General features: G+C 67.7%; 8 protein-coding genes. 4 read left to right on the top strand and 4 right to left on the bottom strand.

Annotation, left to right across the window (positions count from 1 at the left end; all coding sequences use genetic code 11):
* Window positions 1-24 precede the first annotated feature (24 nt).
* A complete protein-coding gene (locus BLV60_RS18225) occupies window positions 25-1,185 on the top strand; it encodes an acyl-CoA dehydrogenase family protein (protein ID WP_093056674.1) in 1,161 nt (386 codons plus the stop codon).
* Window positions 1,186-1,201: 16 nt separating this feature from the next.
* On the opposite strand, the gene BLV60_RS18220 is transcribed toward BLV60_RS18225, so the two are convergent.
* From BLV60_RS18220 to BLV60_RS18205, 4 genes are all read right to left on the bottom strand, one after another.
* On the bottom strand, window positions 1,202-1,582 hold the full coding sequence (locus tag BLV60_RS18220) for a hypothetical protein (protein WP_093056673.1): 381 nt from the start codon (window positions 1,580-1,582) through the stop codon (window positions 1,202-1,204).
* Between the two features lie 73 nt (window positions 1,583-1,655).
* Window positions 1,656-2,465 carry an AP2 domain-containing protein gene (locus tag BLV60_RS18215; RefSeq protein ID WP_256329286.1) on the bottom strand — a complete coding sequence of 270 codons (810 nt, stop codon included), beginning with the start codon at window positions 2,463-2,465 and terminating at the stop codon, window positions 1,656-1,658.
* 196 nt (window positions 2,466-2,661) lie between these two features.
* A complete protein-coding gene (locus BLV60_RS18210) occupies window positions 2,662-3,492 on the bottom strand; it encodes an AP2 domain-containing protein (protein WP_093056671.1) in 831 nt (276 codons plus the stop codon).
* A 180-nt stretch (window positions 3,493-3,672) separates the two neighbouring features.
* Window positions 3,673-6,351 carry a winged helix-turn-helix domain-containing protein gene (locus tag BLV60_RS18205; RefSeq protein ID WP_093056670.1) on the bottom strand — a complete coding sequence of 893 codons (2,679 nt, stop codon included), beginning with the start codon at window positions 6,349-6,351 and terminating at the stop codon, window positions 3,673-3,675.
* A 105-nt stretch (window positions 6,352-6,456) separates the two neighbouring features.
* On the opposite strand from BLV60_RS18205, the gene BLV60_RS18200 reads away from it, so the two are divergent.
* From BLV60_RS18200 to BLV60_RS18190, 3 genes are all read left to right on the top strand, one after another.
* A complete protein-coding gene (locus BLV60_RS18200) occupies window positions 6,457-7,239 on the top strand; it encodes an SDR family NAD(P)-dependent oxidoreductase (protein ID WP_093056669.1) in 783 nt (260 codons plus the stop codon).
* Window positions 7,240-7,384: 145 nt separating this feature from the next.
* Window positions 7,385-11,179: a patatin-like phospholipase family protein gene (locus tag BLV60_RS18195; protein WP_176928822.1), complete on the top strand. Its 3,795-nt coding sequence runs from the start codon at window positions 7,385-7,387 to the stop codon at window positions 11,177-11,179.
* Between the two features lie 102 nt (window positions 11,180-11,281).
* Window positions 11,282-12,460 (top strand): acetyl-CoA C-acetyltransferase, encoded by a 1,179-nt coding sequence (locus BLV60_RS18190; RefSeq protein WP_093056667.1) that lies wholly within the window; start codon window positions 11,282-11,284, stop codon window positions 12,458-12,460.
* The last annotated feature ends 23 nt before the right edge of the window (window positions 12,461-12,483 follow it).

Raw genomic sequence — 12,483 nt, 5'->3', positions numbered from 1 at the left:
AGACAACAAACCAAGGAAGACAACATGTCCATCGATTTCCGCCGCTCCTGGAGCGACGAAGACCTGGAGCTGTACCGCGACAACGTGGTGCGCTTCGTCGAGACCGAAGTGCTCCCGCATGACGAGGAGGCCCGCAAGCGCGGCCACGTGGGGCACGAGGTGTGGCGCAAGGCCGGCGCCCTGGGCCTGCTGTGCGCCGACATTCCCGAGGAATACGGCGGCGCGGGTGGCGACTTCCGCCATGAGGCCGTGGTCTACGAGGAGATGTCGCGCCGCGCGCTCACCGGCATGGCAACTTCGGTGCACGCCATCGTGGCGCATTACTTCCTCAACCACGGCACCGAGGCGCAGAAGCTCCACTACCTGCCGCGCATGGCGCGCGGCGAGCTGGTGGGCGCCATCGCCATGACCGAGCCCGGCGCGGGCTCCGACCTGCAGGGCGTGCGCACCCGCGCCGAGAAGACGAAGGATGGGAAGGACGGCGGCTACCTCATCAACGGCTCCAAGACCTTCATCACCAACGGCTTTCTCGCCGGCGTGGTGCTGGTGGTGGCCAAGACCGACCCAACGCAGGGCGCGAAGGGCACGTCGATCCTCATCGTCGAGACCGAGGGCTGCAAGGGCTTTCGAGTGGGCCGCGTGCTCGACAAGATCGGCATGAAGGCGCAGGACACCTCCGAGCTTTTCTTCGACGACGTGCGCGTGTCCGCCGATGCTCTGCTGGGCGGCGTGGAAGGGCAGGGCTTTTTCCAGCTCATGAGCGACCTGCCTTACGAGCGCACCATCATCGGCCTGAGCGCGCTGGCCACCATGGAAGGCGCCTACCAGGCCACGCTCGACTACGTGCGCGACCGCAAGGCCTTCGGCAAGCCGATCGTCGAGTTCCAGAACACCAGGTTCAAGCTGGCCGAGATCGCCACGCAGATCAAGGTGGGCCGCGCCTTCATCGACCGCTGCGTGGAAGATCTCGTGGCCGGCAAGCTCGACACCGCCACCGCCTCGATGGCCAAGCTCTGGGGCTCGGAGGCGCAGGGCCGCGTGATCGACGAGTGCCTGCAGTTGTTCGGCGGCTACGGCTTCATGAACGAGTACATGGTGGCGCGCATGTACGCCGACGCCCGGGTGCAGCGCATCTACGGCGGCACCAACGAGATCATGAAGGAAGTGATCGCCAGGGCGCTGTGAGCCGCAGCGTGTTCAGTCAGGACAGCCGCCGGATCTCCGCCCGTGCAATCTCGCGGTGGGGGTACGACGGCGAGAGGCCGATGAACTGCGTGTATTTCTCGCGCGCCGCGTCGGTGTGGCCCGCGTCTTCCAGCTCCAGCGCCTCCAGCGTGAACTGGGTGAAGAGCCGGTTGGCATCGTTCTCGCGCGCCGACGCGGCCAGCGACTTGGGCTGCAGTTCGGGCTGCGCGGCGTAGATCTGCCGCTGCACTTCGATCACTTCGATCAGCGCGCGGCCGATGCGCTGGATGTTCTCGTCCACGGGGTCGAGGCCAGTGGCCCGTACATCCGCAGCGGCCTGGTCCAGCAGATGCGAGGCCACGCGCAGCAACTGGTGGAGCTGTTTGTGCGTCGTCATGGGTGGGCCGCTCCGCGCACGCAGCAGCTTTCGGGCTTCGCCGCTTCGGCGAAGCCGGTTTCGTGCAGGGCCCTCATCCGTTGTTCCGCTTGGCGCTGGATGCCGCCGTCCGTGCGCGCGGCTTGCGCTGCGAGGCTGGCTGGGCCGCGGCTTCTTCCTCGGCACGCAGCTTCTCGGCGAGCTGGCTTGTCCGCTCGGCGATGGCCAGGCTCTTGGCCATTTCGGCGCCGTGCACCTTCACCGAGAACGCCTTGCTCACGCTGCCCTTGCCCGTGGTGTAGGTAATGGCCAGCCAGTAGCCGGGATGGCTGGGGTTGGGCGTCTTGAAGTGAACGCCGCTCACGCCGCTGGTGTTGTTGCGCCGGGTGATTTCGGATTTCGAGCGCTTGGCCGTGCGCGGCCCGGGCGGATGGGCCGACAGCCCCATGCGGATCGCCTCTTCGGCCGGATGAATGCGCGCCAGCCCCGTCATGCGCTTGAGCTGCTGCGCGCGCTCCTGGATCGCCAGCGCCTGCGCGTCGTCGCCCAGGTCCGCGACGGAGAAGTCGGTGCGAAGAATCTCGTCGGGCGCGATGTAGGTCTTGGCCATCCACGCCCGCACCCGGCCGCCCGGCGCGAGATGGTGGAACACGCCCGTCACGCCGGTGCTGTTGTTGGTGCGGGGTTTTTCGGCCCGCTCGCGGCGTGCCTGCGGCGGCACGCTGCGCACGATGAAGTCGCGCCAGTCCTGCGCGTGGAGCAGGGCCTGTTCCGCGCCGCCGTAGCTGGCCTTGCCGAACAGCCTGTGATGGCGAACGCCATTGCGAACTATGGAAACCTCGAAACCCCAGGACCTGGAGTAGATGCCGTACATGGCTGCCGGGTTGGGGATACCTTTGGGCATTCTCGACGTGATGCTGCTGCTTTTGCACTCAGTTTTGCTGAGTCTGATGGGCTCCCCGATTCGCTCGTCGCTCATCGGCGCGCGCATTTCGCAGCTATTTTGGCCCAAGCGCCATGACGATTCCGCGGAAGCGGTCATGCCCGGGACAATGCGGGGCGCAGCGCCGGGGATGAGGCGTGCGTTTTCGCCGGCCCTTTCACTGCTGCGGCCTTGCCTCGGCGGTGGCCAGGCCGTGCTGCCGAGCGCCTTGCTGGGCGCCCTGCCGGAAGGGAATGGTGAGCGGGTCGTTGGCGGGGGCGGTGTTCGACATCAGCTTCTGCTCGAGCTGACGCTCGCGCTCCTCGATGGCCAGCAGCTTGGCCTTCTCCGGCCCGTGCTCCTTGATGGAGAAGGCCTTGCTCACGCTGCCCTTGCCCGCGGTGTAGGTGATGGCGAGCCAGTAGCCCGGGTGGCCCGGGTTGGGCGCCTTGAAATGCACGCCGCTCACGCCGCTGGAATTGGTGCTGCGCCTGATCTCGGACTTCGAGCGCTTGGGCGCCAGCAGTTCGGAGTGGCTGGCCGGCGGGCTCTTGCGGATCGTTTCCTCGGCCGGATGCAGCTTCGCCAGCCCGGCCATGCGCTCCAGCTGCCGCTCACGCTCCTCGATGGCCAGCGCCTGCGCGGCCTCGCCCACCAGGTTCACGGGAAAGTCGGTGCGCAGGATCTCGTCCTGCCCGATATAGGTCTTGGCGACCCAGGCGCGCACCCTGCCGCCCGAGGCGACCTGGCAGAACACGCCCGACACGCCGGTGGTGTTGTTGATCCGCAGCTTCTCGGCCCGAGTGCGCCGAGGCACCGGCGGCACGCTGCGCACCACGCCGTCGCGCCAGTTCTGTGCCTGCAGCAGCGCCTGCTCCTCGCCGCCGTAGCTGGCGCGGCCGAACTGCTTGTAGTAGCGCGTGCCATTGCGCACGATCGACACCTCGAAGCCCCAGGCACGAGGGTAGATGCCATACATGGCGGCGGGGTTGGGAATACCTTTGGGCATGGTGGCTCCGGCTTGCGTCGCTCTCTGTTGCTTGCGGTACCGCAGCGTTCGGAAGGCGCGGTTCCTGAGAGGGATGCTAGGGATTGCGAGGCGGCCGGGGTATCACCGGAATCCGTAGTAATCGTGACTGCCGAAGTCACTGTTGAAGCACTAAGTTCTACATTGGGGCCGGACAGGCTGCTACCTGATCACCCCGAGCCTGCGTGCAATGGCCACGGCCTGCGTCCGGCTCTTCGCGTCCAGCTTCATGTTGATGTTGCGCAGGTGCGTGCGCACCGTGCTGTCCGACACGAACAGCTTCTCCGCCATTGCGTTGTTCGAGTAGCCCTCGGCCAGCAACTGCAGCACGCGGATTTCCTTGCGCGTCAGCGGCTCCTTCATGGCGTTGTCGCCGGCCGGCGCCTCCGCTTCGCCTGCCACCGCCGGTCCCACGGCTTGCAGCAGCCGCTGCAGGTGGTCCGCCAGGATCGGGTCGTTGGTGCTGCCGCTGCGCGGGCCCTCATGCTGCGCCGCCGCATACCGATGCACCAGCATTCCCACGGCCGGCCCCTCGTCGAGGATCAGCCGCATGAATCCTTCCTGGCTTGCCGTCTGCAGCACTTCGCCGAATTCGTCGACGGCGGCGGCCGCGTCGCCGACACGCTGCAGTGCCAGCGCGCGCAGCACCTTGAGCTTGAGCACGCGCCGGTTGCGGGCCGAGGCCAGCGCGGCATGCAGCTCCGCGTCGAGCACGCCCAGCGCGCTGCGTGCGTCGCCGAAGGTGATCTCCCAGCGTGCCTTGGCCAGCGCGAGATAGTCGAGGTCGTGCGCCGGCAGGCGTTGCCGCTGCTCGCGCTCCCACAGCGCGGGGTCGTCCGCGCGCAGCAGTTCGTCGTGCGATGCGGGCCCGTTGCCCTGCAGCAGCAGCATGCGCGAGCGCTCCAGCTTGGCGCCCGCCACCACGCGCGGCAACTGCCGGTGGTGGCCCAGGTATTCGAGCTCGGTCAAGGCCTGGAAGGCCGCGTCAATGTCGCCTGCATGGAAGGCGAGCCGCGAGCGCATCACGTGGCTCAGGATCATGTGGTCGGGCAGGCCCACGTCGCGCGCCAGCGGCAGGTACACGTTCAGCAGGTGCTCGGCCTGCACGAGCTGGTTGGTCTCGTACACGGCGCCCGCGTACAGAACGCCGGCCCATGCATTGCCGTGGCTGTGGTTGTACGACACCGCATGCGTCGAATCGACCGCCATGCGCAGCCGCGCGGTGGCCTGCCGCAGGCGGCCTTCGTGCAGGTCGAACAGGCCGGCCAGCGACTCGGTATACATGCGGTTGAAGGTGCTGTTGCCCTGCTCGCGCCGAGCCACGTCGAGCAGGCGCCGGGCCTCCTGCTGGTCGCCGCGCACGGCCAGGATGTGGGACATGGCGTTGAGCAGCACGCTGTCGGCAAAGGCCAGGCCGGTCGGCAGGCGCGCCAGGCTCGGCCGGCCGGCCTCGTAGGCCTCGTCGTGCCGGTCCTGCATGGCCAGCAGCAGGGGCACCAGCGTGTGGGCGCTGGCGCGCACTTCGGCAATGGGGCTGTCCAGGCAACCCGACTGCTCCAGCTGCCGCATCGCGTCCCACGGGCCGTGCGTGAAGCAGGTGGCCCACAGCGAGATGGGCTGCAGGAACGGGTGTTCGCGCAGCTGATGCTCGGGTATGGCCGAGAACCAGCGCGCCAGCATGCGCATGCGGCCCTGTTCGAGGAACTGCGCCGCGTAGCTGTCGAGCAGGGTCAGCGCATACGGATGGTCGCCGCCCTCGATGGCGTGGTCGATGGCGGGCACGGGGCGGTCATGCGCTTCGTACCAGCCCGCTGCTGCGAGGTGCAGGCGCTCCAGCTCGCCGGGTTGCTCACGCGCCAGCTGCGCGCGCAGGAAGTCGGCAAACAGGCTGTGATAGCGCCACGCATCGCCATCGCCGCTCACCGGCGTGACGAACAGGTTCGACGCGGCCAGCCGTTCGAGGATGGCCGCGCAGTCCACGCGCGGGCACAGCGCCTGGCACACCGATGCGTCGAGCTGCCGCAGGATGCTGGTGCGCAGCAGGAAGTCGCGTATCTCCTGCGGCTGGTGCGCGAGCACGTCTTCGGCCAGGTAGTCGGCCACGGCGCGGTCTGAGCCTGAAAAGCGTTCGACAAAACCGCTCGTGGTGCCATGCCGCTCCAGCGCCATCGACGCGAGCCAGATCGCGGCCACCCAGCCTTCGGTCTTGCGGTACAGCTGCGACAGCATGTCGGCCGGCAACGCCTGGGTTGCCTGCGCCTGGCGCAGGCTGAAGAAGGCGCTGGTTTCTTCGAGGCTGAAGCGCAGGCGGTCGGTGTCGATCTCCATCAGCTGGCCGCGCGCGCGCAGCCGCCCCAGGCCCAGGTCGGGCAGGCTGCGCGAGCCGATCACGATCTGCCCGCGTCGCGGCAGGTGCTCGATGATCTCGCGCACCAGCCCCAGCACGGCCGGCTCCTGCACTCTTTCGAAGTCGTCGAGAAACAGCGTGAAGGGCGAGTCGTGGGCGGCCAGCGCAGCCACGGCATCGAAGGGCGCATTGGCGAGCGGCTCTTCCACACCCAGGCGCTGCACGGCCTCGGCCAGGCATGCGAGAAAGCGCGAGACGTCGTTGTCGGCGCGGTCCAGCGTGAGCCACGCGGTGGCAATGCCCTGCGCCTCCATGCGCTCGCGAATCTGGGCCATGGCAGTCGTCTTGCCGAAGCCGGCCGGCGCCCGTACGAGCACCAGCTTCACGGCTGCCGAGGCGATCTCCTCGCTGATCGCGGTGCGCAGCACCTGCGTGGCGACGAAGGCCGGGGGGTTGAGCTTGGTTTCGAGAATCCGGGGTGTGGGGGACTGCATGCGGTGCTGCTGAAATCCCGTCGTTTCCGACGATGTGTGCGGCTGATTCTGCTTCCTAAACTGGCTGTGGACAAACCCGTCAAGACACCTCAAGGACACCAGCAGATGCAACTCGATTCCAGCATTGCAGCCGTCGTCACCGGCGGCGCCTCGGGGCTCGGCGCCGCCACCGCGCGCCGCCTTGCCAGCCACGGCGTGAAGGTCGCGCTGTTCGATCTCAATGCCGAGCAGGGCGAAGCCTTGGCCAAAGAACTGGGCGGGGTCTTCTGCAAGGTCGACGTCACATCCGAAGAACAGGTCGACGCGGCGTTCGCCAAAGCGCGCGCGGCGCACGGGCAGGAGCGCGTGCTTGTCAACTGCGCCGGCACCGGCAACGCGGTGAAGACCGCGAGCCGCGACAAGGCCACGGGCGAGATCAAGCACTTTCCGCTCGCGAATTTCGACCGCATCATCCAGATCAACCTGGTCGGCACCTTCCGCTGCATTGCCAAGTCGGCGGCCGGCATGCTCACGCTCGACATGCTGCAGGACGGCGAGCGCGGCGCCATCGTCAACACCGCCTCGGTGGCCGCGCAGGACGGCCAGATGGGGCAGGCCGCCTACACCGCATCGAAGGCCGGCATCGTCGGCATGACGCTGCCGATCGCGCGCGACCTCATGAGCGAGGGCATCCGCGTGAACACCATCCTGCCGGGCATCTTCGACACGCCGCTGCTGCAGGGCGCGCCCGACAACGTGAAGGCCGCACTGGCGGCGTCGGTGCCGTTTCCGAAGCGGCTGGGCAACCCGGCGGAGTACGCGACACTGGCGGAGCTGATGATCACCAACGGGTATTTCAACGGCGAAAGCGTGAGGCTCGACGGCGCTATCCGCATGGCGCCGCGCTGAGCGGTTCGACCCTCCGCACGCTCGCGCACGGACATACCTCTTATGGGGGATGTGCAGGCGCGCACCTTCCGATTGAATTCGCAGCCAGAGGCAGCATGGCCGGGCGATGCATCGGCCGTACCAGGTGCCACTGGAGGGGAATTCGATGAGCGCTATCGACGAAGAGGTGACCAGGCGACGCGACGCGCTGGGCGATCCCGCTTTGACAGGTTCGACCCGGAAGTGGGGGCTTGCGCTTTCGGGCGGTGGCATCCGCAGCGCAACTTTCTGCCTCGGCGTCTTCAGCGCGCTCGCGCGGCGAGGGGCGCTGCTGCGCTTCGACCTGATGTCCTCGGTGTCGGGCGGCGGCTATGCAGCCTCCATGCTCGGGCGGCTCTTCAGCAGGGCGCGCAATCGCGCGGATCTCGATCGCATCCAGGACGAAGTCGGCAAGGCCGGATCGAGCTGGTTCATCTGGTGGCTGCGCGCCAACGGTCGCTACCTGATTCCGCGCGGGCCGCTCGACCGCACCTTCGCGGTGGCGCTGTACCTGCGCAACCTGCTCGGCGTGCACGTGGAGCTGGGCCTGGTGTCCGTGCTGGCGGGGCTCGCGCTTGCAGCGCTGAATCTGGTGGCCTGGTGGGGCATGGCGGAAGTGGGGTACCTGCCCGGCATCGCGGGCTACTTCCAGTGGCTGGCCGAGTGGCTGCCGTCGTGGACCCCGGTGGTCTGGCTGGCGCTGCCGGTGGTCGGAGTGTTCGTGCTGGTCCATGCGTCGGCTTATTGGGCCGTGCCGTGGGTGGCGGCCACGCGCCAGCAAGGCGGCGTCTGGAGGATCTGCCTGGCCGTGCTGGTCGCGAGTGCCCTGCTGCTCGGGCTGGGCCTGACATTCGGAGATGTCCGCAGCGAGACCGGCGACGATCTCAGGAACTTTCTCTGGAGCGGTTTCGGCGTGCTGATCGCCGTCTGGTTCTTTGCCGTGCGCCTGGCGGATGGCGTGTTGACGGAGTCCGAAGACCGCGGCACGCACCAGCCGCAGTCCGACAAGGCGCGCAACCTCCTGACGAACAAGCTCGCCTTCAGTTTTCGCGTGCTGATCGTCGTGCTGGCGGTCGGTCTGGCCGATCGGCTCGCATGGCATGTGGCGTTCCAGCAGATCGGGCTGGCGAGTGCGGGCATTTATCTCGCGATGGCAGCGGCAGTGTTGCGTGCGGTGCTGCCGCTGGCGTCGAACCTGGTGCCGGGGCGGTCGACGTCGAAGGCCCTCATGGCCATTGCGCATCTGCTGGGCTATTTGCTGGCCTTCCTGCTGTTCGCGTGGTGGGTGTCGCTGGTGTACAAGGCCGTGCTGGGCGGGCTGTTCGTGCCGCGCCAGGACCTGGCTTTTTCCGATGCATGGCGCATCTGGGGGCTGCTGCTGGTGCCGGTCGTGAGCTATCTCTGGTGCACGGGCAAGACGCCGGCGTTCCTGAACCTCTCGTCGCTGCATGCCTTCTACCGGGCACGGCTGATCCGCAGCTATCTGGGTGCGGCCAACGCGCAGCGTTTCGGCCAGCCTTCGGCGCAGGGCGCGTACGGGGTTCTGGGGGCGTTGGACTCCGTGCCGGCCGTGTTCCCGCCAAACCTGGACACCGCTTCGGTCAACACGATCGTTGCGGACGATGACGCCGATCTTGCGCACTACAAGCCGCAGGCCCCTGGAGGACCGGTCCACCTGCTCAACGTGTGCCTCAACCAGACCAAGGACCCGAGGGGGCAGCTCTTCAACCAGGACCGCCGTGGCCTGTCGTTGACCGTGGCGTCGGGCGGCTTCATGCGGGTGGGGCAGGAAGAGTGGAAAGAGTTGAAAGGCAGCGACACGCCGATGACGCTCGGCAGCTGGATGGCGGTGTCGGGTGCCGCCGTGGCACCGGGCCTGGGCAAGCTCACGCGTGGCGGAGTGGCTGCGCTGCTCGTGTTCGCGGGCGTGCGGCTGGGCTACTGGTGGCGCCAGCCGGAGAAAGACAAGAAGCATTGGTCGGATTTCCTGACCAAGTCGTGGGGCCTGATGCGCGAGACGCTGGCGATCTTCGAGGGCAAGGAAGGCCGCGACTGGTTCATGACCGATGGCGGGCATTTCGAGAACACCGGCGCCTACGCGTTGCTCTCGGAACGCGCGGAAGTCATCGTCGTGGTGGATTGCGGAGCCGACCCCGACTACACCTTCGGCGATGTCGAAAACCTGGTGCGCAAGGCACGCATCGACTTGCAGGCCGACATCGAGTTCCTGCGGCCCCGGCGGGCATTGCCGGGCGAGGTTCCGCGCGGGCTGGCGTCGGAGCCCCCGGGCTTCTACGGTGCGCTGCACGCATTCGGCTCGCTGCAGGAGCTGGCCTCGAACGCGAGCAATGCCTGCCTGGCGGTGGCCCGGATCAATTACTCCGACAGGGACGGGGTTGTGGAGGTGGGGCCGAAGCTGAAGCGGGAGCGCGGAATCCTGCTGATCGTCAAGCCGAACATGTGCAAGGGCCTGCCCATCGATCTTCAGAACTTCAAGCGGGCAGCGCCAACCTTTCCCCAGGAAACGACCGCCGACCAGTTCTTCTCGGAAGCGCAATGGGAGAGCTACTTCCGGCTCGGGCAGGTCCTGGCGCAGGACCTGAGCCCGGCATTCATCGAGGCTCTGCGCGCGGACTGCGTCAAGAACGAGCCGGCGCATTTCGTGCCGGACGACTGTTCGGTGGCCCTGTCGGGCGCTGCGCTGAACGGCGACGAGAAAGCGGCGCGCGGGCGCATCATCGGCAGCGTGGGCGCAACGGCGGTGGGTGCGTCGATCGGGCTGGGCGCGGCAGCGACGCTGGGGGTGTCCGCCTGGCAGGCGATCGACAGTGTGAAGGTGGGGAGCGCCAGCCGCGTGGACAGGGAGCGCAAGGCGCTCGATGAACTGAGCGATCTCTGGAGCAAGCTGCCTGCGGCTCTTCCTGCGAATGCCAGGCCGACGCAGGTCGCTCCCCAGCTCGAGGCGCTGGCCAGCGAACTTCTCAAGACTGCGGATACGCTGTGCCCGGCTGGCGAGGTGGACTGGTTCAAGCGCTCCGAGCTGGCCAGGCGCATCTATGCCGACACCCTCAGCGAGTGCCGCAAGGTGGTGCCCTATGTCTTTTCTCGCGCTTGCAAGGGGCTTGTGGAGGCAGAGCATCCGGAGGCGCAGAGCAGGCTTGCCGTCTGCCTCAAGCAGGAGCCGGGCAAGACCTCCAAGGAGCCGCTGCCGCGCTATTGGGGCTATGACTATTCGGCCGTGGCGCCGCTCGATGGCATGCACCTTTGCAGTCCATTCCGCGCCGAATTGCTTAAAGCCCGCAATCGGTATCTGGCTGATTACGGAGAGGCCGACGATCAAAGCGCTTCGCTGTCCGGGAAGGATGCAGGAGCGCCGGAGTCGAACGACCTTGGCGCGCGACGCGCATGCCCCAAGGTAGAGGCGACGCCAGCCGGGGCCCCGCCGCCGGCGGTTTCTCCTGCCGCGATTCCACCAGCACCAGCTGCGTCGTCGCCCGCATCTGCCGCATCGTCGCCTTCTGTTGCACCACCAGCGCCAGTCGCTCCCGCCGCGACGCCTCGCAGCGAGGCCGCGAGGAGCGAGTCCTGCAAGGGCGAGAGGGTCTACATCCAGATTTACGACGGCAGCCAGAGAGACAGCGTACGTACCTATCGTGAGCGTTGGCAGCAAATAGGTGCCAGCGTGCCGCCGATCGAAGACGTCACGGAGTCGGCGCGCAAGAACAACCTCCCGCCGCCGAGGCAGGTGAGCCAGCCCACGGTGCGCTATCACGACAAGGCGTCGATCGGTTGTGCCTACGCGCTGCTTCGCGAGGTGGGCTATCCCAATTGGCTCGTGGAGCAGCTGTCCCCCCGACTCAAGCCGAGCAATCGCACCGTCGAGGTCTGGATTCCGACCTCGGCGTCACTCCCCGCGAAGTAGGGGACGGAAAGCGGGAGTCCAAAATCGTCCGTTCCGACGACGCTGCGCCGCGGCACGGCGCCAACAATTCTCCAAACCCCAGACCCCATTGGAGAATTCCTCATGCCCGAAGCATTCATCGTCGCCGCCGCACGTACCGCCGGAGGCCGCCGCAACGGCCGCCTTGCCGGCTGGCACCCGGCCGACCTCGCCGCGCAGGTGCTCAACGCCCTGGTGGAGCGCACCGATGCCGACCCGGCACTGGTCGAGGACGTCATCATGGGCTGCGTCGACCAGGCCGGCGAACAGTCTTCCAACATCGCGCGCAACGCGGTGCTGGCGTCGAAGCTGCCCGAATCCGTGCCGGCCACTTCGGTCGACCGCCAGTGCGGCTCGTCGCAGCAGGCGCTGCATTTCGCGGCGCAGGCCGTGATGTCGGGCAGCATGGACATCGTCATCGCCGCCGGCGTGGAAAGCATGACGCGCGTGCCGATGGGCATGCCCAGCACGCTGCCGCTGAAGAACGGCCTGGGCTTCTACGTGAGCCCGCTCATGGCCAAGCGCTACCCCGACATCCAGTTCAGCCAGTTCACCGGCGCCGAGATGATCGCCAGGAACTACGGCATCGAGAAAGACGAGCTCGACCGCTACGCATTCGAAAGCCACAAGCGCGCCATTGCCGCCACCCAGGCCGGCCTTTTCGAGCGCGAGATCGTGCCGATTGCGGTGCGCATGGCCGACGGCACCGAGCCAGGTGAGCTGCACACCACCGACGAGGGCATCCGCTACGACGCCACGCTGGAGAGCATCGCGGCCGTCAAGCTCATTGCCGAAGGCGGGCGCTGCACGGCCGCCACCGCCAGCCAGATCTGCGACGGCGCGAGCGGCCTGATGGTGGTGAACGAGCGCGGCCTGAAGACGCTGGGCGTGAAGCCGCTCGCGCGCATCCACCACATGAGCGTGATGGGGCACGACCCGGTGATCATGCTGGAGGCGCCGCTGCCCGCCACCCAGCGCGCGCTGAAGAAGGCGGGCATGAAGATCGAGGACATCGACCTGTACGAAGTCAACGAGGCCTTCGCGCCGGTGCCGCTGGCCTGGCTGCAGGCGCTGGGCGCCGACCCGGCCCGGCTGAACGTGAACGGCGGCGCGATCGCGCTGGGCCACCCGCTGGGCGCCTCGGGCACCAAGCTGATGACCACGCTGGTCCACGCGCTCGGCCAGCGCGGCAAGCGCTACGGCCTGCAGACCATGTGCGAAGGCGGCGGCATGGCCAACGTGACCATCGTCGAGCGGCTCTGAGCGCGGCGCGCCCGCGCTGCGGA

Source organism: Variovorax sp. YR634 (assembly GCF_900106655.1).
Classification (GTDB): domain Bacteria; phylum Pseudomonadota; class Gammaproteobacteria; order Burkholderiales; family Burkholderiaceae_C; genus Variovorax.
This window is presented reverse-complemented; position numbering and strand designations above follow the sequence as displayed.

Coding starts and splice junctions, on each gene's coding strand:
- BLV60_RS18225 (WP_093056674.1), top strand. CDS start 25: ATGTCCATCGATTTCCGCCGCTCCTGGAGCGACGAAGACCTGGAGCTG.
- BLV60_RS18215 (WP_256329286.1), bottom strand. CDS start 2,465: ATGCCCAAAGGTATCCCCAACCCGGCAGCCATGTACGGCATCTACTCC.
- BLV60_RS18200 (WP_093056669.1), top strand. CDS start 6,457: ATGCAACTCGATTCCAGCATTGCAGCCGTCGTCACCGGCGGCGCCTCG.
- BLV60_RS18195 (WP_176928822.1), top strand. CDS start 7,385: ATGAGCGCTATCGACGAAGAGGTGACCAGGCGACGCGACGCGCTGGGC.
- BLV60_RS18210 (WP_093056671.1), bottom strand. CDS start 3,492: ATGCCCAAAGGTATTCCCAACCCCGCCGCCATGTATGGCATCTACCCT.
- BLV60_RS18220 (WP_093056673.1), bottom strand. CDS start 1,582: ATGACGACGCACAAACAGCTCCACCAGTTGCTGCGCGTGGCCTCGCAT.
- BLV60_RS18205 (WP_093056670.1), bottom strand. CDS start 6,351: ATGCAGTCCCCCACACCCCGGATTCTCGAAACCAAGCTCAACCCCCCG.
- BLV60_RS18190 (WP_093056667.1), top strand. CDS start 11,282: ATGCCCGAAGCATTCATCGTCGCCGCCGCACGTACCGCCGGAGGCCGC.